This is a genomic window from Paraglaciecola sp. IT1134 (assembly GCF_058068185.1).
In genome coordinates this window covers 142,289-167,472 of sequence record NZ_CM176486.1, presented here as the reverse complement: position 1 = coordinate 167,472, position 25,184 = coordinate 142,289, and the positions used below count along the sequence as shown (strand labels likewise).

Here is a 25,184-nt window from a genome sequence, read left to right as displayed (position 1 = left end):
GACAGGTGCGGGTTAAACACCCATTAACATTTGCAACTCCTTGGCGCCAAACATCACAATTTCCACCGCAATCAAGATAATGATGATCCACTCCAAAAATGATGAATGCTGATGTTTTTGCTCATCGGCCAACATATCGAATAACTCATGGATGGTCTCCAGCTTTTTCGACAGTAAATCCACCCGGGGATGGATCTCTAAATACCGAGCGGCCAGACTATAAACACTGTCAAACTCAGGGTATTCCCAGAAAAATTCCGGGGTATCGAGCAAGCCATAGTGCAGGATAATATCGCTTTTGGTACCAAACAGCTTACCGCGAATTTTGGCAATATTGCGCCTAGACAACTTGATTGTACCGGTTCTGGCCAACTCTTGGGGGATATGTGCGTGATCCTGTATGGTTTGTTGAGCCTGACTTTCATACTCGTTTAACTTCAGGGATTGGGCCAGGGCATGGCTAAATGCCAGCCGCGCTAAAGGATCGTCCTGAGACAAACTGATGTTATCCTGACTAATGCGATTCTCCGAAGCCCCTAAGGTAAAACGAAAGTGCTCCTGACTGGCAGTGGTTAATAAGCTGTCGGACAGCTTCAGACGATGCAGCAATGCCTGACGTTCGTCTTCATCTACTCCCCAAAATATGGCGATGCCATAGTCAAACAGCCACACTTCGCCGCCTGGCAAGGTGATATACACCGCGTCCCGGTAACGTACGCCACGCTCGGTAACCAGCCAGTCTTGTTCAGAGCCAGAAATAAAATCATCATTGCCAAGATAAATGGCAGAAATACGGTCATTGCTAAAGTTCACAACAAATCACAGGGCACACGGCCAGTAAGGGAGATCGGCGCTAATGTAAGGCTAGTTCTCTCACTTGTACAGCAGAATTTTCAAGCCTTTCAAAAATAAATTAAATACCTGCAACCAGCATTTTCTAGCACAATTTTACGAATAATAATTAGACCGTCCAGCGCTTAAAAATAAGTGAAGTATTGATACCGCCAAAGGCAAAGTTATTGCTCATAACCATGTCCGTGTCTATGATCCGCCCGCCGCTAGTAAGATAGTCCAATGGGGCACACCTGGGATCGACATCGGTTAAGTTGATGGTCGGGGCAAACCAACCTGTGCGCATCATCTGGATAGTAGCCCAAGCTTCAATTGCGCCACATGCACCCAATGTATGTCCTAGATAGCTTTTCAGCGAACTAATAGGCACCGCACCGAGTGCTGTATAAGTTGCATGACTTTCGGCAATATCACCCGCTTCAGTCGCCGTACCGTGGGCGTTGACGTAGCCAATTTGAGAGGCACTAACACCCGCATCTTCCAAGGCTAGCTGCATTGCGGTACTCATAGTATCGGCAGCAGGCTGGGTAATATGCTCACCATCGGAGTTGGTTCCAAAACCCACTACTTCAGCGTAGATAGTCGCTCCCCTTGCCACGGCATGATCTAACTCTTCTAGAATTAAGCTTCCGGCCCCCTCTCCGATAACCAAGCCGTCACGTTTGCTATCATAAGGCCGCGGCGTCAATTCTGGAGTTTGTGTGCGAGTACTGGTTGCATACAAGGTGTCAAAGACCGCCGCTTCTGTAATACATAACTCTTCTGCTCCACCAGCGATCATGATCTTCTGCTTACCAAATTTAATCGCTTCATAAGCGTAACCTATGCCTTGGGAGCCTGAGGTACAAGCCGAGCTTGTTGTCACAACTCGCCCTTTGGTCTGAAAATAAACGCCCAAATTAACCGCAGTAGTATGAGCCATCATTTGGATATAACTGGTAGCGGTTACCCCTTGCATAACGTGCTCGCTCTTGAGCCGGGCAAAAGCGATCAGTGGATCCGTCGAGCCGGTAGACGAGCCGTAGGCAATGCCTGCCCCGCCGTCAGATAACATGGGGTCATGAAGTAATTGGGCTTGTGCCAGGGCGGCTTCTGTCGCCGCCGTGGCCATCAGTGATACCCGCCCCATAGAGCGAACCTTCTTACGCTTGAAATGTGCCGGTTTGACAAAATCTACCGGAGCGGCGATTTGGGTGTTCATATCCTGAACATCTTGCCAGTCGGGCATAACCTGCACCGCATTTTTTTCCGCGCGCAACCCGCGTTCAAAGGAATCCCAATCATGACCCATGGCAGTCACTGCCGACATTCCGGTCACTACTACGCGTTTCATCAGCTTAATCCGCCATCAACCGCGATAACCTGACGGGTTATATAGGCCGCTGGATCCGACATTAAAAAGGCCACAGTGGCGGCCACTTCTTCAGCTTGCCCCATCCGCCGCAACGGGATCATTTTGAGCATGTCTTCTTTGGGTAATTCATGCACCATATCGGTTTCTATTAAACCCGGTGCCACACAATTTACCGTGATTTTTCGCTTCGCCAATTCTAATGCGAGAGCTTTGGTCGCGCCAATTAGCCCTGCTTTAGAGGCGCTATAATTGACCTGCCCACGATTTCCCAGGATTCCCGACACAGAAGAAATACTAATAATTCTCCCTCCTTTTCGCCCTTGCACCATAGGCATAACAAGTGGCTGTAGTACATTATAAAAACCATCCAAATTGGTACTAAGTACAGCGTCCCAATCTTCTGCCGGCATGGCAGGAAAGGCGTTATCCCGGGTGATGCCTGCATTGCATACCACACCATAAAAGGCACCATGTTCTGCAACTTCAGCCTTAAGTTGGGCCTTGGCTTGTTGCCGGTCTGCTACATCGAATTGCAGAATATTTGGAGTTTGGCCAAATTGGGCGAACTGGGCCTGGGTTAGTTTGGCACTGTCCATATCTGAACGGCAGTGTAACGTCAGGGTAAAACCCGCTTCTGCCAATGCTAGGGCAATCGCTTTACCTATGCCCTTACTTGAGCCGGTAATAAAAACGCGTCTGTTTTGCATATTATTCTTCTTCTCTCGATTGCATTTGTTGACGAATGTATAAAGCGGCATCAGCAGGTTGAAATACATTGATTTTGGCACTAGCCAACAACGTTTGCGCATGCATAACGCTGCAGTCAAATACACTTAAACCAGATTCATCTTGCATAAACAACTGCACCGCCACATCAAGTATCTGACCAAGCGTAAAAATCTTTGCATGGCATTGATATTTGCGAGATCCCAGTAAAAATCCTATACGCACCTGGTCTTGTGATGCAAGCGCCTTAGCACCGGCATAAGCGGCAATGGTTTGCGCCATGTACTCCACCCCGATATAACTGGGCACACCATTTAATTGGGCATCAAAAAATGGACTTTGCTGATTGATTATAACCCGGCAGACTGCAGCCTCTAAATCGTAGCTTTGCAAGGTATTGAGTAACACCATGGGGGGACGATGGGGTAGCACCTGTGCTATTGAATACATGATTACTCCTTCACCAACAGCAAAGCCACATTGTTACCGCCAAATGCAAAGGAGTTTGACAGGCAGCGGCGTATTTTGCGCGGCAAGGTTAAACTATGGGTAAGCAAATTCACAGGTGCGAGGCTGGGATCAAGTTGGCCATGCATGATGTTTACTGGCAGTCTATTTTGGGTATTGAACTCACTCATCAATAACCAACATATGCCTGCCTCTATTGCACCGGCGGCTCCTAAAGTATGACCTGTCATGGCTTTAGTCGAGCTACATGGCGTGTTGGGCAAGACTTTATTAACAGCAATGGCTTCCATTTGATCATTTTGCAAGGTTGCTGTTCCATGTAAATTGAGATAATCGACCTCGCTGGCATGAAGTCCCCCCATAGTTAAGGCCCCGCGCATTACGCTTATGGCACCTCTCCCTTCCGGCGCTGGTGCAGAAATATGATGCGCATCTGAACTTTCTGCGTAACCCTTTAATATCACCCCAGTGGTACTATTTTGCATCACAAACAAGGCGGCACCCTCGCCAATATTGATGCCGTCACGTTGTTGGGCGAAGGGTGACGCATAATCTTTCGCTACCGATTCCAGAGCTGCAAAACCGTTAATCGTCAGCTTACATAAACTATCTACACCACCGGCAATAACGGCATCAACCTGGCCTGAGCGTAGCAAAAAATCGGCACTGATCAAGGCCTTAGCTGATGAAGAACAGGCGCTGGAAAGACTATAAACTGGCCCTTTAGCCCCGCTTAATTTTGCAATAAATGTTGCGGGCGCGACCATTTCCTGAATACTGTAATTAAATTCATCCGGCATCTTCCCTGTGTGGTTGTACTCGGCCATGGCTAACTCACCGGTCTCGATACCCGATGTGCTAGTGCCAATAATGACAGCAATACGCTCGGCAGCATAAGGCAGGTTCGCCACTTGTTTGGCGATTTGCTGGTAAGCAATATAAGCCAACTGATTGCAGCGACTTTTAGCGCCCTTAGCAAATGCAGCTAAGGTAGGCAATGCTGTCTCTACTTGCCCCACCCGAACAGAGTGTTGGGGATGAAGATTTTTGCGCATCGACATGCCTTGCTGACAGCCACGCAAACAAGCTGCCAACACTTGCTGTTTATTTTCGCCTAACGCACAGACAATGCCTAAGTCAGTTAAACTACTCATTAATAGGCCAAATCTTTAATGTGCTAATTTCGATACTGAAATGTTGTTGCTGATGTGCAAACACGCTTTTTTTTGCTGTTTTAATCACACTAAATTCCTGCTGACCTTGATACGCGAAGCGACGTGTTTGCCCGTTATCACTAGCGTTTAGTTCGATGCCTTTCAAGCCACTATATAAACTTTCTACCGGCCAATTGGCTAATTGAAAATAAGCCAATATCTGTGCCAGAGGCACCCCATCTATCGGCATGTAATTGTAGCTTTGAATAGCTGTCAACGGTTGCCAGTTTAGCTCAAACAGGGTTAAACCGGCAGCAGAAAAACCCACCATTTTAATCTGTTGTGCGTGCAATTCTATTTGCAGCAACAACTGATGTTGCTGATTATCTCGGGTGACTAGCAGTTGCTCTAAGCGCCCCTGTCCTTGTAACTGTGACGGAATGGGTTGCAGTTGATATTGACCGCTCCCTAAGGGCACTTCTTCTACTTGTTGCATATGAGACGCACAACCTAGCAACAACTGGCATACCAGCAATAAGACTAAGGCGCGCACAGCTCAGCCAATACACTTAGACGGCGTCCAGGGTCGTGCACAAATGGATTACTGTCATCCCAAGCGTAGCCAGCTAAGATCGAACATATCATCTGCCGCACCTGGGGCTGAGGTGTGGGATAGAAAATGATGTCTTGCAGCGGCAGTTCATACCACTTAGCCACAAATTGCCAAAACGTATTTATGCCTTTGCGTAGTGGCACACTGTACTCGCTTTCCCAATCGACATTTTTTCCTTGTAACTCTCGCTGTACCAAAGGGACTGCCAAAGATGCGGACTTTAAGGCAATAGTGACACCAGATGAAAATATCGGGTCGAGAAATTCCCCAGCGTTACCCAACAATGCAAATCGCTGACCGTAAAGGCTCGTTACGTTAGCAGCATAACCCACGATATCCCGCACGGGTGAAACCACGTCAGCTTCCACAAGTAGCTGGGCCAAATCCGGGGCTTGGCGCACTAAATCCCATAGTATTTGTTCGTTACTCCTGGTGTCGCTAGCATCGAAGTAATGTTGTTCACCCACAACGCCCAAACTGCTGGTACCATCGGCGAAGGGGATCAACCAAAACCATACGTCCGGGTGCACAGGATGAACGGTGATCAGAATTTTATTACGATCCACATGGGCTGGGAGTCGGTCACGAATATGACCAAACAGCGCCTGGCGCACTGGAAATGCAGAAGGATACTCCAATCCCAACATCTTCGGCAAAACGCGGCCAAAGCCACTGGCATCCAATACAAACTGGCAATTAAGCTGATATGACTGCTCGGTAACTTCATCTTGTATTTGTAATGCAACCAGCCCTTCTTGCTGTACTAAGGATAGCAATTGCTGTCTGAAACGAATATCAGCCCCGGCTTTACTCGCCGCGTCAGCCAATAGTTGGTCGAACTCTGCGCGTTTAACCTGATAAGTGGTACTCGGCCCAGCCGTCACCTTGTCAGAAAAATCAAATTCACTTAACTGACCGTGACGTAAAAATGTTGCCCCGTTTTTTGGTTGAAAACCATACTGGTCTACAACCTCTTTTAATCCGGCTTCCTGCAGAAAGCTCATACATTGCGGCAACAGACTTTCGCCAATTGAAAAACGCGGAAAGGTGGCTCTTTCCACCACCACCACAGATAAGCCCTTATCGACCAACATTTTTGCCGCACATGAACCGGCAGGTCCGGCACCAATAACAACTACATCACAACTTTGTTGCATTACTTTCCTTGTTTAATAAAGATGGCGGTAGCAAATAACAGAGTAACCACCCTGCCGCAACGCCCACTAAGGTGGTCAAGCCAAATTGTTTAATAGCAGGTGTATTACTTAATACCAACATACCAAATGCCAGTATCGAGGTTAGTGCAGCTAAGGCAATGGCAAGCACAACATGCTTCTGTCTACCGTGTTCTTTAAGAAAAACACTGTAATCCACATTCAGCGCCAAGATCAATATACAGGGCAACAAGTTGAACAATGTCAGAAATCCGTTAAGCAATTGACTGATCGCCAGGGCTAATCCTGCTGCCAATAGCGGAATGCTCAGCATCACGGTTCCATAACGAAATCCATAGCGTAGCAACATCAAGCTGATTAGAGCCAATGTGGAGACCAGCAAAAAATATCCCACGTAGTGCCGCAATTCAAATAGCGCGGCACTGAGTTGGCTCGGTTGGTCAATCAAATTTACTTTAAAAGGCAAGGCCTGCTGCAAGCGGGCAAGTTGTCTGTCGCTCAGTTTTGTAAAGTAACTCAATACACCGTATTTCTGTGTCCCCTGGGTTAATATTTGCGGGTACAGCTGGTTAATACTTTGGGGCAATTGGGCCGCTTGCATCACCTCGATGGGGGAGTTAAGCAATTTTTGCTGCTGCTGTGGACGAATAAATGGACTAATTAATGGGAGTAACTGTTGCTGTAAGGCGCCGCGTAGCCACAGTGCGTTATCTTGCTGTCGTTTGCCTGAGGGCAGCCATTGGTCGATGCCCACTACACGTTCGTTGGAAATACGCGAGAATGCCGACCGAGTGACTTCGAAATTTTGCAAAAGTTTCTCTTCACTATCCCCTTGCAGCAAAATAAAACGCGGATACTGCTGATTACCAATCAGGCTATTTACAAATTTCTCATTTTCAATCAGGTCCTTCGGAACGCTATTAAATATACGGATGTCATCCACAAACCTAAACATCGACCCTGCCATGACTATGATCCCGACAAAAATCACTACCACCCCCACAAAGTATCGCTTATGTACAATCTTAACCACCGCTTCGGTGGGTGCATGGATCACTGCGGGGAACCAGCACAATAGACTCAGTCCGCTAAAAATAGCAAACGCCAAGCCAGCACTAACAAAAACGGCTACTTGGTGTAAAAACCCAATAGGGATCAACCACAACAATAGGTAACTTACCAATGTGGTGCCACCACTCATTAATAAGGAAGGCAACATATAACGGGCTAATGCCCCGCCCGTTTTACCTGTGTGACGAGCACTAAGCAGAATATGATAGGCATAATCAACCGCCACCCCGATTAAACTGATAGCAAACACCAAAGCTAATAAATGGATCTTTGCAAACACCAGCACCAAAGCAGTGAAGCCTGCTGTTACAGCGCCGATAATCAGTAATAATGTCATAAAAAGCGGGCGCACACTTTTGAAGCTCAACCAAGTCAGTAGCAATATTCCTAACAAGGAAATCATGCCAAAAAACTGCATTTCGTATCCCGCCCTGGCAGTAATCGCCGCGCCGTGAAAAATGTAACCACTGGTTTTCAGAATAAATTGCCCGGTTTTATCAGCGGTCCGCAAAATATGCCAAAAATTGTCCACGGTAGTAATCGCTTGATCTAACTGCATTGCGCCGGGCGTCAGCTCAATAAAGAGCGGGTAATAACGTAATTCAGCATGTTTCACATAGAGATAATTGCCATCCTGCAACCAGTTTCCCTGTTTACTTTGCTCGATGATCCAATCGGCCACATTTAATAGCGGCGCATCAGCTAGCGTACCGCTGACCACCGGATTTCCAGGCTGACTCATGAGCTGTAAATAGCGCTGCTGTAAATAAGCATAATCGTTATTGCTTTTGGCTTTTTGAGCTTGGGTGCTCAAAAAATTAAGAGGATAGTTGCCATAGGCGGCCAGAATTTTTGTTAAATCCAGACTGTCTGCCAGATTGGCAGTAACTGAGCTGACACCCTTTAACGCCAACAGTGCGGGGCTAATAGTATCAAGATAGGTTTTACTTTGTGCCGGATCTTCGTGGGCGACCAGCAACAATGCTTTTTGCTGAAAAGGTCTGGACGCTTCTTTCACCAATTGCATTGCATCTTGATCCGTGTCCAGTAGATTCAAGATATCCGCATCTAATGTCACAGGTTGGTGATAAAGATGCACTAAAAGCGCAGTAAGAATCAACAAATAACTAATCAGCCATAGCGCTGCCACACGCCATTTAGTGAACTGTTGTAACACTAGGGGGCATTCACTTTTGATGCGTCACTTGCTTGGTCAGTTAAAAAAATGTCGGTGTAATTGCCGTTTTCCTCAAACAACGAAATTTGCCTAATGAGATTGTTGTCTAAGGTGACAGTGATCTTGGCAAACAGCTTACGTAATTGTGCATCGATAGGCTGTAACAGGTAGTGCTCGGTCATTTTTTCAACCTCAAACTGCTGTTGCAACAATTGCTCATCGCCACTAAACAACACCAGTAATAATTCACTCAAGCGCGTGTCAGCAGTCAATAAGATTTTACTGCCATCCTCTTGGGTTTCAAACACGCCCTTGGGCCCAATAATTAAGGTATTCACGATAGGATATTGGGTACACCACACTATGCCTTTTTGTGGGCTATAGCTGTATTCTCCTTGACTCACAAAGGGTTGGGCTAATACTTTTAAATGCTTTTGCTGCTCAAACTGGCCTTCTTGTGGTTGCTGAGCAGGCCAATCCAGGGTGACACCATGTGCGCTGCCGGTGACCAATAGCCAAGCGAAAAATAACCCACCCAGAGCCATCTTCATGCTCCCTTAATCCCTAATTTCTCCAATAGTATGGCTGGACTGGCAAACAGCATCTCCCCTGATAACATATCAATAGCAACCTGGATGGTGCTAGCCTTGGTTAACACTTCGGCACTAGCTACGTCGGTAATGATATAGGCTATTTTTAAGCGGTTTTCATACTCTTTAATACTAGCTCTGACATTGATTTTACGAGCAAATTTGGCCGAACCCACATACTTGATCCGCATATCAACAATAGGCCACATGTAACCTGAAGCGTGCATATCCAGGTAATCGTAATTAAAGCTACGCAACAATTCACAACGTGCCACTTCCAAGTATTTCACATAATTACCATGCCACACGACATGCATCGCATCGACGTCGTAAAATGGCACGTCTATGCAGACATCAACACTGGGCATTTCGTTATTCATATAAATTCCAGCGCTTAGTTTGAATATAATTGATAACATTTCTAAGCTCATGTTCGAGTGGCCGGTCTTCTGTTAACAAAGGGAAAAAGCTTTTAATATCATCTAACATGGCTGTGAGCTGGGGGGTGAACGTATCCTCGGCCAATTCACCCTGAGCCACGCGCAATGCCACCCCTTGCCAGCTCGATAACAGCGTTGCCGCCGCCACTTGCTCAGTCAATTGCAAGACACGTAAACAATCCCGTGCCGCTATGGTACCCATACTGACCTTGTCCTGATTATGACATTCAGTAGATCGGGAGAAAACACTGGCTGGCATAGTTAACTTCAAAGCTTCAGCAGTCCAGGCAGAGGTACCGATTTGTACCGCTTTGAAGCCATGATTAATGCAACTACGCTGGGCACTAGCCGCTGATAAGTTTGCGGGTAAACCGTTATTGAACTTCACATCCATTAACAGCGCCATTTGCCTGTCCATCAAATCAGCGAGATTAGCAACGCAGTTTTTCATGGTGTCCATGGCCAGCGCAATATGCCCACCGTAAAAATGGCCGCCGTGCAGCACGTGCTCTCCGACACCATCAATAATTGGATTGTCGTTTGCACTGTTTAATTCGTTTTCGATGAGACTGCGAAACCAAGGCAAGGCATCTGCCAACACCCCTATTACATGGGGTGCACAACGAATAGAGTAACGATCCTGAAGGCGTTTATCATTGCGTGGATGATCATGATGATTCACGTCATCCCGGATCCACTTAGCCACTTGCTGTTGCCCTGCATGGGGTTTAACTGAAAACAAAATCTCATCAAAATGATGGCTATTACCTTTTAATGCCAGGCTGGCTAAGGAAGTAATACGGCTACAAAGCTTGGTCAAATAACTGGCCCGGTCAAAGGCCAATGCTGCCAGTGCCGTCATCACCGCTGTACCATTCATCACTGCCAAGCCTTCTTTGGGGCGTAATGTGATTGGCTGCAAGTTTTCCGCTGCCAGAGCTTGTAGTGCCGGCGTTTTCTGGCCCTGATAAAACACCTCTCGTTCACCACACATCACTGCGGCCAAATACGAAAGGGGAGTTAAGTCGCCACTGGCTCCAACCGAGCCTTCTTGGGGAATAACAGGAATGATATTGCGATTCAATAACGCCACCAACAAATCTAATAGGTCCCAACTGACTCCTGAGTAACCCTGGCTCAACGAGCACAAACGAGCGGCAAGTATGGCCCGGCCCTGCTGGAGTGAAAAGTCATCTCCTAAGCCACAGCCGTGGAAACGGGTTAAATGCAACGGTAACTCACCGGCAAGTTCAGGCGGAATATCCACAGTGCAAGAATCGCCGTAACCCGTGGTCACGCCGTAAATCACGCCGTCTTCGGTCAACAATTTTTCTAAAAACCTGACACCAGCGTCCACTTTATGTGTAAACTTTGGATCGTCTGACAGTGCAACTTCTGCTCCTTTAATCGCGATAGATACAATATCTTCAATACACAATCTTTCGTGGCCAAACACCTGTTTATCTTGGCATATCATTCAGTACTATCTTCCTGTTTTACAGCGGCAAGTTCATGTCGCCAAAAATCATAAAAATTAAACCATTGCAGCGGATAGCGCTTGGCGTAATAAGCTAGTCTGTCTGCATAGGTCTGGCACAGTTCGTTTAAACGCTGTTGGCGAACATTACGTTTTAACACGAGCTTGGATTCGCAAAAGGATTCGAGAATAACGTGAAAACCCCGGCCCTGACGCAAACAAAACAATAAATACACCGGGCACTCGAGCAAGCTGGCTAATATTAGAGGTCCCTGTGAAAATGGCGCATCGTGTTGCAAGAACCGGCAATTAGCCACACGTCCTGGGTTGGCGATGGGCGTGCGATCGCCGACAATGACCAGGTATTCACCGTCGTCTATTCGCTGCTTTAGCATAATAGCGACATCCGGCCCAAGCTCATTCACCTGAATAAGGTTGACCCCAACCTCCACATTTAATTGATTTAACATACGGTTAAATGCTTGGGCATGCTGAGTAAATACCAAAACATTAATCCGCACCGGATATTTTTGGCTGCTCAAGGCACGACACACTTCAAGGTTACCTAAATGGGAACCAATAAAGACCGCCCCCTGCTGGCTTTTTTGCAGCGTTTCAAACAGGGCGTAATTTGTATAACTGATTTGTTGATTAGTAATTTTACCCAACCAGGAATCTACTTTATCTAACGCCGCTGAACCGAAGCTTAAAAAATGCGTAAAGCTATGCCAAAGACCAGGTTTTTGCTTAATCGGTCCATCAGGGTGGGCTTGCCATACGCTATACAGAAAATTACCTGAGGCTCGACGTGCCTCTCGGCCCGTGATAAAAAAGTAAAGGATGACCGGACCGAGTATCAGCCAGGCAAGCCATCTGCCACTTAGCTTATAGCTAAATAACAGGATGCGCATACCGAGCAGGCTGCCACGTTCGCTTAACATGGACCAGTGTTGGTTCATTTAGCCCACTTGCGTTTAACAAGAAAAGGCGCGCGCAGCAACATGCCAAAAAAAAGACGTGTATGCAGCCAAGCGATCCGCATATTGTCGGCCAAGGGCTGAAAATGAGACAATCCATTTGGTGGATAAATAACCCGAGTCGGGATGAAAGATGTGTGCACATTGCGCCAATGCAATCTGACCAGGATTTCGATATCAAAATCCATTCTTCGGCCCAGTGCGTGGCTTTCCATCAGAGCCAGACACGGTGCTAAAGGGTAGACTCGAAATCCACACATAGTATCTTTGATAGTAAAAGACAGGGTCTCTACCCAAACCCAAAAGTGGGTGATATAACGGCCATATTTACGACCTGTCGGAATACTATTATCATATTGAGGATATCCACTTATAACATGGTGTGGCAAGGCAGTCGCTGTCTCCAGCAGCTTAGGAATATCGGCTAATTCATGCTGACCATCTGCATCAACTTGCAGCACATGGCTAAAACCCATGTTATAGGCTTGGCGGAAACCACTCATGACAGCTCCTCCTTTGCCTTGATTGACCCCGTGACGAACAAGATGTATATCCTCGCGCGTTACCAGTTGATCCACGACTAGCGCGGTAGTCTTATGGCTGGCGTCATCAACTATAATAATTGGCAGTCCGTAGGTTAGTAATCGCTCACACACCTCAAACAACTTATGCCCATGATTAAAGCAGGGGATAACCACACAAACCTTCATTCAATATCCTTGAATATCACTCGGCCAGAAGCATGTTGTCCAAATTCAGAGTGATAAACAAAGTTAAACTTAAACTCCGATTTACGCGTTAATAATAAATCTACTTGCTGATCGGGGATCAATAGTTGTTGAAATTTCAACACCTCTACTTGATGCACATAGCGGTACCTTGCACTAGGGAAATACCGCTGGGCGAATTCCACTGCCCAATGCAATTGAACGACACCGGGCAATACTGGAGCGCCGGGAAAATGACCGTTGAAAAAATCTAGGTCTGTTGCCAAAAATAATGACAATTTGCATTCATCACCACTGGTTTGTGCAAACAGTACTTGCGGCTCCCTATTCACTAGCAAACAACTCCATTAACATAGCTTGGGGGGTCTTGCTTTGGCTGTTTGTCGGTATCACGTCAACAAAACGCCATTTTCTGGGTAACAACACAGTTTCAAAATATCCCGCAAGATGTTGTTTGAATATTTTTTTCAAGCTGGCAGATCCAGTTAAGGTTTGACCTGGGACCATGGCAATAACTACCGCAAGTTGGGTACGTTTACCTTCCAGCAAAAACGCTTTGGCCTGCTCACAAAGTGGATGCTGAACTAGCACCTTCTCAACTTCGCTCAGGGATAAGCGTTTTTCTTCTAACTTAACAATACGATCGACGCGCCCGAGCAACTTAAACTTATCCTCAGTGACCAGCGTGGCGAGATCGTCACTCACATACCAATTTTTATCACCTAAAAATGGCGACTGGATCGCTAATTGTCCTTGCTCTACAATCTTAATTTTTACCGGCAGCAAAGGTAACCAATAATCTATTTCAGGATATTGGCGCCACGCTATGCCACCTGTTTCTGTACTGCCAAAGATTTCTATCGGACTTGTGCCAATGTTGTGGTAAATCGCCTGGGCAGTGTTAGGTTGCAATGGCCCTCCAGAACTAAAAGTCATCCCCATAGACGACAGGCTTTGAATATTACATGGTTCCTGTACAACCCGACTTAAATAGGCGGGGCTAGATATGAAAATCAGCGTTCTATATTCAGTTGCTAAGCGGCTTAGTTGCTCCGGAAATTGAATCATAGGTGCGATCACCGAATAACTGCCTAATAGCGGTACAATACACTTGAATAACAAACCGTATATATGTTGATGACTAACACTGGTGACAAAGATGCCAGCAGCGAATTGAGGTTGATGCTGCTGGATGTGACAAAGTGCTTCTGCCTTTAACTGATGCCAATATTTGCCAATTTTTTTAGCTTCTCCGCTGCTACCAGAGGTTAAAAAGTTCACCACTTGCATGTCATCTATCGATGAACACTGGGCCCCAGTTAATTGCGCATAACATACTTGAGGAGTGTAACAATGCACGTGCGGTATGACTTCTGGTAACAAAGCCACATCGAAATGCTCGGCCAGAGATTTAACGCTCAAAGCTTGACCATTACTGGCTAACAATATCTCTTTTTTGGCCAGCAATAAGGCGAAAAAGGAAACCGAAAACTCGTAGAAATCTGGCTCGTACACTAGCCACCTATGTTCACTTTTCTGGCTGAAAAACGCCGCTCGATGCAACACCGCTACTGTCCACTGGCCGAAGCTAATGTTGTGCTGGGGATAACTAATAAAAGTCCGGGTACTATTTTTATCCAGCGCAAGATTAACTGTCATGTTGTTTTTTTACCCTGCGTCGAACTAACCATTCACCTGCACCAAGCCCCCCCATTAAAAGATAAGCAATAAACCCATTATACAGCGCCCAGGTTTGCATATCTGCCCACACTGCAGTGCCTAGAGCAATACTCCCATTGAGTAGAAAAAACACACTCCAAACCATAGTTACCTTGCGGGTATAGGATACGCCTGAAGGTGGTAAGTCAGGCTGCTGCAATCTGGCGAGCCGTTCGATAATGGGAGGGGGGGAAAACAGCGACGCAACAAACAACATCAGTAACATCAGATTGACCATGACGGGATAAAAGCGAAGACCTATATTGGAATTTGTCAGCACCGACACACCCAACACCAGCACGATCATAACCGACGCCACATTTACATATCGGTCAGAAAGTCCGCCTTTATGCCATTTTAGTCGTCCTAATAACACGCCCATGAGCACTGCTGCAACTAGGGCGGGCGACCCCAGTTGCAGGCCCAAATAAGCCAGCAATGGGTAAGCTAACGCAAGCACAGCCACTAGCCACGTCACTTCACTAGCCTTGTTTTAAAGAATAAATTTCGTCCACTACATGTTGCACCGTGCGCACTTGCTTGAAGGCATCGGGTTCAATTTTTAAACCGGTTAGTTCCCGTACTTTAACCACTAAATCTACGGCGTCAATGCTGTCTAAATCCAGGTCTTCATACAGATTTGCCGCTGGTACTATGTCATTTTCTTCCAGTTCGAAATCATTAACTAAAATGATTTTTAATTGACTGAAGATTTCATTTTGGGTGTTCGTCATTATACTCACTACTTCCTATGCCTGTGATGTAATGAAATTCGCTAAACTGTCTACTGAAGCAAAGTGCGCCTTAGTCTGTTCAGAATTACTCTCTATCGTTATGTTGTAGGTTTTCTTAATGGCCAATCCTAGCTCAAGGGCGTCGATCGAATCCAAACCCAGTCCGTCAACAAACAGTGGCTCGTCATTATTTATATCTTCTACTCCTATATCTTCCAAATCCAAGGTATCGATAATCAATTGCTTAAGCTGGATGTGTAAGCTCATATCTCCATTAACTCCTCTATAAATAACGCCTCTATATCCCGTGTCAGGATACGTACCGATTTACTAATGTTGCCTGTCAAATACGGACTCACATCAAACTCTTTTCTTACGTCTAACAAAAACTGCATTTTGCGTTTTGGCACCTTGTACCAGGGTAAACATTTGGTCAGCCCCGGAGGCGTAACTTGTATAAATACACACTGAAAATTAGCATTGCAGCGCAAGGCTAGGTTCGCCGCACCGCGTTGAAAATTGGGTATCTTGCCAGGTTCAGTGCGCGTGCCTTCAGGGAACATGATGACGCAACTGCCACTTGCCAATGAATCCCGGCATTGCATTAACAATTTTTGCGGATCCGCATTACTTAAATAGCCGGTGTTACGAATAACACCGCGCATAAAGGGGTTGCGCCACAAACTTTGTTTAACTACACAATTCGCATTGGGGATCAGTGATATCAGCACTACCACATCAATTAAAGATGGATGATTGGCTATCACTATCCGCCCGTCGATATTGTGCAATTTGGACAAATTTTGTCGGTCGAGTCGAACCACACCAACAAATTCCATCAATTGCACAAAAAATTTAAAGGCTTTATGTACAGCTAAACGACTGGCTTTCCTGCGCTGTGCCGGTTGACGATAGACCATACGATACAATGGCAACCAACACAGTGCCATCAATAGCCCACCCACACCAAATACTAAAAAACACAGGCCTGTGGTAATTAAACGCCAGCCTTGGTTTAGTTTATCCACGCTGCCATTCCCAACTCGCATCACCCTGAATGCAAAACTCTTTCTGCTCATTCAGCATCAACTTTAAAAACTCGACGGCCTGGGGCAAAGGCAATATCGGGTCCGTCGCTTGAAGATGCACAACGCGCTTTAACCTGTAGGATAATGCAGACACTGCTTTACTGAGCACCATTACAACACAATGACCTATTTGTTGTTCATCTGCATACCCTTCGTATGCTCTTGGCAACGGCAAGTCAGCATGGATGAATAGCATTTGTGAGGCCGATGAGTTACCTAATCTGACGGCGGCATCCAGTAAACCTAAATGGAAACTATCCCTGCCCCCAGACACAATATTGTTCGCTTGGCTATTGCCCCAGTAGATACTAAACTGCCCGGCAATGGCATTATGTACTGAAAGTGCAAATTGCGTGGGCGACAATGGCTCGTTATTTGCTACATCGGCGACTAAAGCTACCGTCTTACCTAAATCACCATGCCGAGTTGAAAAAACACTCGGCAACATTGTTGCGTTATCGATATTATCAATCTGACTCAGGACCATTTTAGCCATGGGGCTTAAACGCCTGTGCTGCCCTTTGGGCACTTTTCGAGGAGCTGGCATAGTTTCAGGCTGAGCAGGTAACATTAGTGCACCTAGGGCCCAAGCTTTCAATTCGCTGAGTGAGCAACCATGTAGCCATGCAGACCAGGTATGAATATTTATCGCAATACCTGTTTGACCAGCTTTATTCATAACTCAAATAGGCATCAATTTGTTGCTCAAGGTATTTGATCCACCGGTTATAGTTACGGTGAATTTTATTGCCCTTCATGCCTAAGTTGGTACTTGATAGATAATGAATGCTGTATCCGTTTGCAGAATAAGGTACTTCAATCTGGGCATAGTGGTCACGTACGGTAATGTCTAAAATCAATTTACCCGGTAAGTCTTCTTTTACCACCCAATTCTTATATTTAGCTCCGGCAACAATCGCTTTTTTGACTTGAGCTACGGTAGGATTGGCAGCAGTGTTATTTTTCTCAGCCACATTATAAATCGGCTTAGTGGTCATACATGCGACTAACGTGAGCGCAATTATGGCTAAGGCTATGTGTTTCAAGCTAGACATAAACTGGATCCCTTGTTTTATGATAGGCAAAATGACAGCGGAGTATATCAAAGTGACGCAAAATACGTATAGGATTTTGGTGTGTTTTCATGGCTGATATAAATTATGTGTTGCATATTGCAGACCTCCAAGGAATAGGTGATCTTGATACAAGCTGGCTACACCCCGATGAATTACAGGTTTTTCAACAAAAAAAACGCTCTGTAATACGCAATCAATTTTTTGCCAGTCGCTACTTGATGAAACAAGTTTGTTTAGGGGCACGTTCAACTCTTTGGCCACAACACTGTGCTTTGTACGATAAGACAGTAGGTATGATCGACCTATGCGGAGAGACAAAACTTACGCAAAACCGCTTTAGCCTGTCCCATAGCCGCCAGTATGTTGCGGCTTTGCAATGTGCAGATAACATCGCTGGGGTGGACGTTCAGTATCACAGCAAGACAGCGAAGCAACTGGCACAATTACAAACCTTGCTGAGTGAAAACGACCAGCAGCAAATCGCTGCAAAAAAATATACTTTCTATCAAATCTGGGTGATCAAAGAGGCCTACGCAAAACTATCAAAATGCTCAATATTCGATGTGCTCAAGCTTCCTATTACATCTATAATTGCGCACAATTTTGCGCAGTTAATTCACGTCAATGATCAAGTTGAACTAGCTATAGTGTTGACTCAAGCGCCAACCACTCCCCTGCAGATTATTTATTGGCGCTATACAAACAATCTATTGCAGACATTTAGCCACTGCCATGAAAACTGGCAACTGTGATTTGACAACCACTGACGTTCCAATTTAACCGCGCAGTACATTAACCAATCTTAAATCTCTGCCATTTAAGGTAAGTAAAACAGCGCCATAACCATTCCAGCGGGCCGAAATAAAAATGCCTCAGCCACCAGCGAGAAAGGGGAATTTGCATGGCGATGATCAGCAGGGCTAGTAGGACCTGAAAACTACGGGGTATTTCACCATAATAACCTGCACCATAACCGTAAAAAACACTGCTTAGGATCACGCTATGGGAGATGTAGTTGGTCAATGCCATTTTGCCCAAGGGTGCTAAAAACCCTAACCTTTGCGGCCATTTTTCCGTGCAAAGCAAAACCATAAAAATACCCAAATACCCTGCCGCCATAAAATATTGCCCGGCAAAAAACAGCCCCTCAGCACTAATAGCAATAGCATCGATGTCGGCGGTGGCCGGATGCTGTAAAATCAGCAAGGCCCCTACTGTCATGAATAAACCAGCTGGTGTGCCTCCCCAGGCTAGCACTCTAAACAAGGCTTGGTGTTTTTGGTATTCAGTCATCACGCCGCTGATGATCAGCCAGTAGCCAAACATAAAAATGGGTAAAAAAATCATCAGCGCCATAGGAAACGAGATCAATAACCAATATAGGGAGGACTGGGCGCGATAAGCTGTTGCCTGCCAATAATTGCCCTTGTGTAATGCGGCGATTTCTTTTGCTGAGTCCGCCCACTCTTCTTGCTGCTCAGCAAATGCAACTGTGGCTTGCTCTTCAATAGGGTCATCTGGCTCAGTAATTTTAAGCTGATCCTCTACTAGTGGCTGTTTGTCTGACTCGGGTATGACTTCTAGGGCAGTACTGGATCCCTGCTGATTTTTAGCCCTGATCTCATCAACCCTGACATTCACTTGTTGAGAATGTTGCCAACTGGCCAACATTCTGGAATGGTCCATAAAGTTGCCAAACCCGATGCCAAAGATCAGGGTTAACAACAAGGGTAAAAACATCCAGCCTAGTGCTATCTTCAAGACCGACCTTGGGTCAGCGAGTCGCTGAAAACCTGGTTTTTGCAGCAAGTGCAGCCAGGCGAGTAGCAACATGCCGCTGATCGCATAGATATGTAGAATATCGCCCACCCAAAAAAACACCGAATGAATTATACCCAGTATAAACAACGCCAACATGCGCCGGCTAAACCACAGATTAAAGGGGCGCCCAGCAGCGTTAGCACGAATTAACATCACCCCGAAACCCATGCCAAACAGCAGGGAAAATAATTTGTAAAACTTGCCCTCCACCAGGCAGCGGATCAACCAGCCCCAAACGTGATCCCAGCCCGTTAAACTAATATCAAACTGGCCCATGTCATTAAAGGGGCGAGCAAACCATTCAATATTCATCAGCAGTACGCCAATCAAGGCAAAACCGCGTAACATATCCAATGCACCAATGCGACTAGCTGTGCTGATGGGGCTCAGGTGTGTAGCTTGCTCTGAAAAATTATTATCCGGAAGATTAAGTTGAGGGGAATTGAGATCTGACATGCTAATTCCTTGCTGTCATCTGTTAGCAAAACCTAGATTAAGTAATTACCGCTAGAATGTCTAATAACCCCGCTATTGTGACTTGCCGATTGCTAATGTGGTGTAGGAAGGTGCGAAGCAAGCATAAAAGGGCTGATCAATATCAGCCCTTTGGCACGCAGTTACTGGCCGTAGTAAAAAGCGCAAAGAGGGTGCAATATACTACCATCACTGCACCCAAGTGAACGTCGTTATTACTATTTTAGTTTTTGCGGCTAAAGATTGAGCGAATTAAAATACCACTTAGTAAAACCAGACCCGCTGCCTTAACCGGGTGTTCCTGGATGCGACGTCTGAGACTTGAGTGCTGCCACTGATTGGCAACTTCATATCCCCTACTAGCCATAGATTGGCCAGCAGTGCCCGCCGCTTGAGGCTGAGCTTGGTTAACCAGTGTCGCTTGTCGTAAATTTTGTTTATCAGAATCAGTCAAAGTATCGCCTAACGTGGGGGAAACTTGCCTGCTTGTATCATTTATATTGTCCATTTTTGCTCTCCAATAGTTTGTCTAAACAGCATAAAAAATAAGGCAAACTGTATGCCAAGTGAGCCGAGCAAGCTGATATCTCCTAAGGCCCCCCAACAACCGATTAAGCATAACTTGGAGCCAACCAACAGACTTACTCCCTGTAGGAATTTCAGCGAGCCAGTACTTTTTACCTATTGAAATATCAGTGCCAGATCTGAATTAGGTGATGCTAACAACACACTTGTGCTGGCCAAGCTATTAGATTTACGTTTAATTAATTACCCGGGTTTAAATTGATAAAAGCAAATAAAAAAGGAGAGCATCAGCTCCCCTTAGTTTATTAAAAACTAAAAAATTATGCTGTCGATACTTTTTCAGCCCCGGCTTTTTCTAGTATTTCTTTAATGTCGTTTTTATTATCGCTGTTGTATTTCACTCCCACCAGCACTGAGCCTTTTTCAAGCGCATCTTCATAATACTTGATTTCATGCTCAGGAATGAACGCGCCAATAATTGCGCCAATCGTCCCACCAGCCGCAGCCCCGGCACCACCAGCCGCTAGCGCAGCAACAATGGGTCCTGCAACCAGCAGTCCGGCGCCACCTGTGGCCACTGTCCCTACCGCAGTAAATCCGGCTACCAAGGCGGCAATAATGCCAGTAGAAGCAGCGCCAAGTAAGCCACCCTCCGCAGCTTTTGAGCCTTCGTCAACAGCAAAATCATCTTTGCTATGGGAATCATTGGCAATAATACTGATGTCTTTACCAAGAACACCTAAATTTTCTAATTTAACAATCGCAAGAGTTGCTTTTGATGGGTTGTCAAATAGACCTGTAATTACATCACTCATTTGTCTCTCCTTTACATTGATAACGACTACTTGTTTACGCGCTTTACCCCTTTGCAATCCATAGGCCCAATTTATGGTTAAATGAAATTTTATGTCCAGGGCATAAATTGACGCGGCTTGACGTAAAGCGTACACCCCCTTGGCGCAAATATAGATTGGCCTACCGGGCAATATTTTACTTTAAAATTGTAATTTTTACTGACAACCCAACACAGCTTTGACTTGCCTTTTTCAACTCGCATATATGTCAGAGTTCTATGGTCATAGGGAGTAAGGATTGTGCATGACGGGGGGGAGCGCGGAAAGATTCGTTTTATGACGTATTGCTGGGCAGTTAAATGAGATTCGTGGGATTAAAAGTGCGCTAAAGCAGAGCCCAAAACCTACCAGTCCGAACCAAAATAAGCTTCTATTTAATCAAGACTAGTAAAGTTTCAGTTCCACCAGTAAACGTTATAGCTCTACATGGTGACGTATTCTTCGGCGCTGGTGGGGTGTATAGCCACACAGGCATCAAAGTCGGCTTTGGTGGCGCCCATTTTCATGGCCACGGCAAAACCTTGTAATATCTCATCCATTCCAAAACCAATGCCGTGTAAACCCACAACCTTTTGCTCTTCACCGGCACAGATCAGCTTCATGCGTGTCATCTGGCGATTACGGGTTACGGCGGTATACATAGCGGCAAAGCTGGAATTGTAAACTTTAATATTGTCTTTGCCGTATTCAGCCTGGGCTTCTAGCTCTGTCAGGCCTATAGTACCGATCGCTGGATGACTGAAAACCACCGTGGGAATGAGGGTGTAATCCATATGGGCATCTGTTTGACCATTAAATAGGCGCTCGGATAACAAGCGCCCGGCTTTAACTGCCACTGGCGTTAGTTCCACCTTGCCTATATTGTCACCCACGGCATATATGCCTTCAACATTGGTATTTTGATATTTGTCTACTGCGATATAACCTTGTTCGTTCACCTTAACGCCGATCTTATCTAAGCCGATTTTTTCGGTGGAAGGTACCCGGCCTATTGCCCAGATAACACAATCAGCTTCGATGCTTTCGCCGTTTTCGAAGGTCAGGGTCAAACTGTCATCCGCATTTTTTTCAAGCTTTTCCGGGGTGCGATGGGTATGCAAAGTGGGGCCATCTTCGGCCATTAGCTCAACTAAGGTTTCGCTTAACAGGGTATCGAACGAGCGCAGGGGGGCATGTTTACGGACCACCAGATGAGTATCGCTGCCCAAGGAATGTAATACACCGGCTAGTTCTACTGCTATATAACCAGCCCCTACCACTACTACTCGTTTAGGTTGCTCGGTTAGGGCAAAAAAACCATCTGAATCTATGCCTAGCTCAGCACCGGGAATACTGGGTTTTATCGGGCGGCCGCCGGTCGCAATCAAGATGTGATCTGCGGTGTAGTGTGTGCCGTCTACCTCTACGGTATTTTTATCAATAAACTTGGCAAAACCATCGATTACTGTGATGTCATTGTTGCCCAATACCCGCTCATAGGATTGATGGATCCGCTTGATATAGGCTTCACGGCTATTGACCAGGGTTTGCCAATCGAATTTATTCACCGTCAGATCGAAACCGTAGTCAGCGGCGTACCTGTGGATCGCTTCGGCGACTTGGGCGCCAAACCACATGGCTTTTTTAGGGATACAGCCTAGATTGACGCAGGTACCGCCCATATGACTGGCCTCGATAAGGGCGACTTTCTTGCCATGTTTAGCCGCACGATTGGCAGAGGCAATGCCGCCACTGCCGCCGCCGATACATATATAATCAAAATCTGTCATTTTGCTCTGTCCTACTTAGTTTAGTATCTGTACACGATATAAGGTTAGCCTGCCCAAAGACAAACTTAAATTCCTATTGTACTAATCGTTATTTCAATCAGTGTGGCCAGAAGACCCTGGCAACTGCAAATAAATTGCCTGTACCTTGTCGAACTGTGCATTATGTCAAGTTGGGCAAGGAGCTGACTGACAGAAGATTTGTCGTGCGCACTTGAATTTGTTGCTCTGACCCCTTATTTACTATGCATAATTTTTTTATTAAAGAATTCACTATGACTCTCAGCCCACTACAAGATCTATCCGGTTTGCCGCGCTTTGGCGAAATCACACCCCAACAGATCCAACCGGCCATTGAACAAAGTGTCAGCCAATGCAAACAACATATAGAAAGTTTACTGCAGCAAGACGCATACAATTGGCAGAATCTGGTTGCTCCCTTGGAAGAAATGGATGACGAATTAGGTCGTCTTTGGTCACCTGTATCCCATATGAATTCTGTGGTCAGTAACGATGAGTTACGAGAAGCCCACGATGCCTGCCTGCCATTGTTATCCGACTATGGTACTTGGGTTGGCCAGCATAAAGGTTTGTATGATGCCTATTGCCAAATTCAGGCCAGCGATGACTTCGCCCAGTTAAACGAGGCTCAGCGTAAAGTGATTGATAACGCCGTACGTGATTTTCAATTGTCTGGCGTGGGGTTAACTGCGGATAAAAAGCAACGTTACGCACAAATTCAGAGTCGTTTGTCAGATCTCTCCTCAACGTTTAGCAACAACGTCATGGACGCCACTCTAGGCTGGCAAAAGCATATAACTGACGAGGCATTGCTGGCAGGATTACCGGGATCCGCCATGGGAGCCGCCAAACAGTTGGCGTCAAGTAAAGAGCTGCAAGGCTGGTTGTTTACCCTGGACATCCCCAGTTATTTACCGGTTATGATGCACGCTGACCATCGCCCGTTACGGGAAGAAATGTACCGTGCCTATACCACACGCGCCTCGGATCAAGGCCCGAATGCTGGGCAATGGGATAATGGTCCCTTGATTGATGAAACCCTGAGTCTGCGTCAAGAAGTTGCCCGGCTGATGGATTTTGCCAACTACTCTGAGCGCTCCCTGGCCACTAAAATGGCCGACTCGACTACTCAGGTGAAATCCTTTTTACGTGATCTGGCCAAGCGCTCCCAGCCCCAGGCCCGTAAGGATTTGGCCGAACTTAACGAATTTGCCACCCAGACCTATCAATTAAGCGAGCTTAAAGCCTGGGATTTAGCCTATTACAGCGAGAAATTAAAGGAGAAAAAATACGCCATCTCAGATGAGGCACTGCGCCCCTATTTCCCGGCGCATAAGGCCGTAAGTGGTTTATTTGAAGTCGTGACCCGCTTATATGGTTTGGCGATCACAGAGCGCTCCGATGTAGCAACCTGGCATAAAGATGTACGTTTTTTTGATATTAAAGATGCCAGTGGCGAATTAAGAGGCAGTTTTTATCTGGATCTCTACGCCCGTGAACACAAACGCGGCGGTGCCTGGATGGATGAATGTCAGGCACGGCGACGTAAACTCGATGACAGCCTGCAAATGCCTGTCGCTTACTTGACCTGTAATTTCAGTGGCCCGGTGGGAGATAAACCTGCCCTGTTTACCCACGACGAAGTGATCACTTTATTCCATGAATTTGGTCATGGCCTGCATCATATGTTGACCAAAGTTGAGGTTGGCGGGGTCTCAGGTATCAATGGTGTCGCCTGGGATGCTGTGGAATTACCTAGCCAGTTTTTGGAAAATTGGTGTTGGCAGCCTGAAGCGTTGGCCTTTATTTCCGGACATTATCAAAGTGGCGAGCCTTTACCCCAGGATCTGTTGGATAAAATGCTGGCTGCGCGTAATTTCCAATCTGCCATGCAGATGCTTAGGCAGCTCGAATTCAGCTTGTTTGATTTTATGTTACATGAGCAATACAGCGCTGCAGATAAAACGTCAGTACAAGCCTTTTTAGACCACGTACGCCAGGAAGTAGCAGTGATCACGCCCCCAGAGTTTAACCGTTTTCAAAACAGTTTTGGCCACATATTTGCTGGTGGTTATGCCGCTGGTTATTACAGTTACAAATGGGCAGAAGTACTCTCATCAGATGCCTTTAGCCGCTTTGAAGAAGAGGGCATATTTGCCGAGCAAGCCGGACGAGATTTTTTAAACCATGTATTAGAAATGGGCGGCAGCCGGGAGCCAATGGAGTTATTTGTGGCGTTTCGGGGGCGCGAACCCCAGGTAGATGCTTTGCTCAGGCATTCGGGCATTGAATAAGGAATAATCC

At 46.1% G+C, this 25,184-nt stretch carries 27 protein-coding genes; 2 read left to right on the top strand and 25 right to left on the bottom strand.

Annotated elements, in window-relative coordinates; translation table 11 throughout:
• Positions 1-12: 12 nt before the first annotated feature.
• From AC3RV5_RS00815 to AC3RV5_RS00715, 21 genes are all read right to left on the bottom strand, one after another.
• A complete protein-coding gene (locus tag AC3RV5_RS00815) occupies positions 13-813 on the bottom strand; it encodes an RMD1 family protein (RefSeq protein ID WP_489730109.1) in 801 nt (266 codons plus the stop codon).
• Positions 814-961: 148 nt separating this feature from the next.
• Positions 962-2,185, bottom strand: a complete 1,224-nt coding sequence (locus AC3RV5_RS00810; RefSeq protein ID WP_489730108.1) for a beta-ketoacyl-ACP synthase — start codon at positions 2,183-2,185, stop codon at positions 962-964.
• Entirely contained in the window at positions 2,185-2,913 is a 729-nt protein-coding gene (locus AC3RV5_RS00805) for a 3-ketoacyl-ACP reductase FabG2 (RefSeq protein WP_489730107.1), read from the bottom strand. Before AC3RV5_RS00805 ends, AC3RV5_RS00810 begins: the two co-directional genes overlap by 1 nt.
• Position 2,914: 1 nt before the next feature.
• A complete protein-coding gene (locus tag AC3RV5_RS00800; RefSeq protein WP_489730106.1) occupies positions 2,915-3,382 on the bottom strand; it encodes a hotdog family protein in 468 nt (155 codons plus the stop codon).
• Between the two features lie 2 nt (positions 3,383-3,384).
• A complete protein-coding gene (locus tag AC3RV5_RS00795) occupies positions 3,385-4,554 on the bottom strand; it encodes a beta-ketoacyl-ACP synthase (RefSeq protein ID WP_489730105.1) in 1,170 nt (389 codons plus the stop codon).
• On the bottom strand, positions 4,547-5,107 hold the full coding sequence (locus AC3RV5_RS00790; protein WP_489730104.1) for a DUF3261 domain-containing protein: 561 nt from the start codon (positions 5,105-5,107) through the stop codon (positions 4,547-4,549). Before AC3RV5_RS00790 ends, AC3RV5_RS00795 begins: the two co-directional genes overlap by 8 nt.
• Positions 5,095-6,324, bottom strand: coding sequence for an NAD(P)/FAD-dependent oxidoreductase (locus AC3RV5_RS00785; RefSeq protein WP_489730103.1), 1,230 nt, complete (start codon positions 6,322-6,324; stop codon positions 5,095-5,097). The genes AC3RV5_RS00790 and AC3RV5_RS00785 overlap by 13 nt, the downstream gene beginning before the upstream one ends.
• On the bottom strand, positions 6,308-8,590 hold the full coding sequence (locus tag AC3RV5_RS00780) for an MMPL family transporter (RefSeq protein ID WP_489730102.1): 2,283 nt from the start codon (positions 8,588-8,590) through the stop codon (positions 6,308-6,310). Before AC3RV5_RS00780 ends, AC3RV5_RS00785 begins: the two co-directional genes overlap by 17 nt.
• Positions 8,590-9,141: an outer membrane lipoprotein carrier protein LolA gene (locus tag AC3RV5_RS00775; RefSeq protein ID WP_489730101.1), complete on the bottom strand. Its 552-nt coding sequence runs from the start codon at positions 9,139-9,141 to the stop codon at positions 8,590-8,592. The genes AC3RV5_RS00780 and AC3RV5_RS00775 overlap by 1 nt, the downstream gene beginning before the upstream one ends.
• The gene (locus AC3RV5_RS00770) at positions 9,138-9,560 is read right to left on the bottom strand and encodes an acyl-CoA thioesterase (RefSeq protein WP_489730100.1); all 423 of its coding nucleotides are present in this window, start codon (positions 9,558-9,560) and stop codon (positions 9,138-9,140) included. Before AC3RV5_RS00770 ends, AC3RV5_RS00775 begins: the two co-directional genes overlap by 4 nt.
• Complete coding sequence (locus AC3RV5_RS00765; protein ID WP_489730099.1) at positions 9,553-11,097, bottom strand: HAL/PAL/TAL family ammonia-lyase; 1,545 nt, start codon at positions 11,095-11,097, stop codon at positions 9,553-9,555. The genes AC3RV5_RS00770 and AC3RV5_RS00765 overlap by 8 nt, the downstream gene beginning before the upstream one ends.
• Entirely contained in the window at positions 11,094-12,056 is a 963-nt protein-coding gene (locus tag AC3RV5_RS00760; protein ID WP_489730098.1) for a lysophospholipid acyltransferase family protein, read from the bottom strand. Before AC3RV5_RS00760 ends, AC3RV5_RS00765 begins: the two co-directional genes overlap by 4 nt.
• Positions 12,053-12,784, bottom strand: a complete 732-nt coding sequence (locus AC3RV5_RS00755; protein ID WP_489730097.1) for a glycosyltransferase family 2 protein — start codon at positions 12,782-12,784, stop codon at positions 12,053-12,055. The genes AC3RV5_RS00760 and AC3RV5_RS00755 overlap by 4 nt, the downstream gene beginning before the upstream one ends.
• Positions 12,781-13,134 (bottom strand): ApeI family dehydratase, encoded by a 354-nt coding sequence (locus tag AC3RV5_RS00750; RefSeq protein WP_489730096.1) that lies wholly within the window; start codon positions 13,132-13,134, stop codon positions 12,781-12,783. The genes AC3RV5_RS00755 and AC3RV5_RS00750 overlap by 4 nt, the downstream gene beginning before the upstream one ends.
• The gene (locus AC3RV5_RS00745; protein ID WP_489730095.1) at positions 13,127-14,461 is read right to left on the bottom strand and encodes an AMP-binding protein; all 1,335 of its coding nucleotides are present in this window, start codon (positions 14,459-14,461) and stop codon (positions 13,127-13,129) included. Before AC3RV5_RS00745 ends, AC3RV5_RS00750 begins: the two co-directional genes overlap by 8 nt.
• Positions 14,451-14,999 (bottom strand): COG4648 family protein, encoded by a 549-nt coding sequence (locus AC3RV5_RS00740; protein ID WP_489730094.1) that lies wholly within the window; start codon positions 14,997-14,999, stop codon positions 14,451-14,453. The genes AC3RV5_RS00745 and AC3RV5_RS00740 overlap by 11 nt, the downstream gene beginning before the upstream one ends.
• Before the next feature lie 4 nt (positions 15,000-15,003).
• Positions 15,004-15,255, bottom strand: a complete 252-nt coding sequence (locus AC3RV5_RS00735) for an acyl carrier protein (protein ID WP_489730093.1) — start codon at positions 15,253-15,255, stop codon at positions 15,004-15,006.
• Positions 15,256-15,270: 15 nt separating this feature from the next.
• Entirely contained in the window at positions 15,271-15,522 is a 252-nt protein-coding gene (locus AC3RV5_RS00730; RefSeq protein ID WP_489730092.1) for a phosphopantetheine-binding protein, read from the bottom strand.
• Complete coding sequence (locus AC3RV5_RS00725) at positions 15,519-16,283, bottom strand: lysophospholipid acyltransferase family protein (protein WP_489730091.1); 765 nt, start codon at positions 16,281-16,283, stop codon at positions 15,519-15,521. The genes AC3RV5_RS00730 and AC3RV5_RS00725 overlap by 4 nt, the downstream gene beginning before the upstream one ends.
• Positions 16,276-17,022, bottom strand: a complete 747-nt coding sequence (locus tag AC3RV5_RS00720) for a beta-ketoacyl synthase chain length factor (RefSeq protein ID WP_489730090.1) — start codon at positions 17,020-17,022, stop codon at positions 16,276-16,278. Before AC3RV5_RS00720 ends, AC3RV5_RS00725 begins: the two co-directional genes overlap by 8 nt.
• Positions 17,015-17,398 (bottom strand): hypothetical protein, encoded by a 384-nt coding sequence (locus AC3RV5_RS00715; RefSeq protein WP_489730089.1) that lies wholly within the window; start codon positions 17,396-17,398, stop codon positions 17,015-17,017. Before AC3RV5_RS00715 ends, AC3RV5_RS00720 begins: the two co-directional genes overlap by 8 nt.
• 89 nt (positions 17,399-17,487) lie before the next feature.
• Here AC3RV5_RS00715 and AC3RV5_RS00710 point away from each other — a divergent pair, with 89 nt between their 5' ends.
• Positions 17,488-18,171 carry a 4'-phosphopantetheinyl transferase family protein gene (locus tag AC3RV5_RS00710; RefSeq protein ID WP_489730088.1) on the top strand — a complete coding sequence of 228 codons (684 nt, stop codon included), beginning with the start codon at positions 17,488-17,490 and terminating at the stop codon, positions 18,169-18,171.
• A gap of 40 nt (positions 18,172-18,211) precedes the next feature.
• Here the strand turns inward: AC3RV5_RS00710 and AC3RV5_RS00705 are convergent, their stop codons facing one another.
• The 4 genes from AC3RV5_RS00705 to gorA all read right to left on the bottom strand — a co-directional run bounded on the left by AC3RV5_RS00705 (position 18,212) and on the right by gorA (position 22,862).
• Positions 18,212-19,696 carry a DUF418 domain-containing protein gene (locus AC3RV5_RS00705; protein WP_489730087.1) on the bottom strand — a complete coding sequence of 495 codons (1,485 nt, stop codon included), beginning with the start codon at positions 19,694-19,696 and terminating at the stop codon, positions 18,212-18,214.
• Between the two features lie 241 nt (positions 19,697-19,937).
• Positions 19,938-20,222, bottom strand: a complete 285-nt coding sequence (locus AC3RV5_RS00700) for a hypothetical protein (RefSeq protein WP_489730086.1) — start codon at positions 20,220-20,222, stop codon at positions 19,938-19,940.
• A gap of 337 nt (positions 20,223-20,559) precedes the next feature.
• Complete coding sequence (locus tag AC3RV5_RS00695; protein WP_489730085.1) at positions 20,560-21,054, bottom strand: hypothetical protein; 495 nt, start codon at positions 21,052-21,054, stop codon at positions 20,560-20,562.
• A 461-nt stretch (positions 21,055-21,515) separates the two neighbouring features.
• Positions 21,516-22,862: a glutathione-disulfide reductase gene (gene gorA / locus AC3RV5_RS00690; RefSeq protein ID WP_489730084.1), complete on the bottom strand. Its 1,347-nt coding sequence runs from the start codon at positions 22,860-22,862 to the stop codon at positions 21,516-21,518.
• Positions 22,863-23,134: 272 nt separating this feature from the next.
• On the opposite strand from gorA, the gene prlC reads away from it, so the two are divergent.
• Positions 23,135-25,174, top strand: a complete 2,040-nt coding sequence (prlC, locus tag AC3RV5_RS00685; RefSeq protein WP_489730083.1) for an oligopeptidase A — start codon at positions 23,135-23,137, stop codon at positions 25,172-25,174.
• Positions 25,175-25,184: the final 10 nt, after the last annotated feature.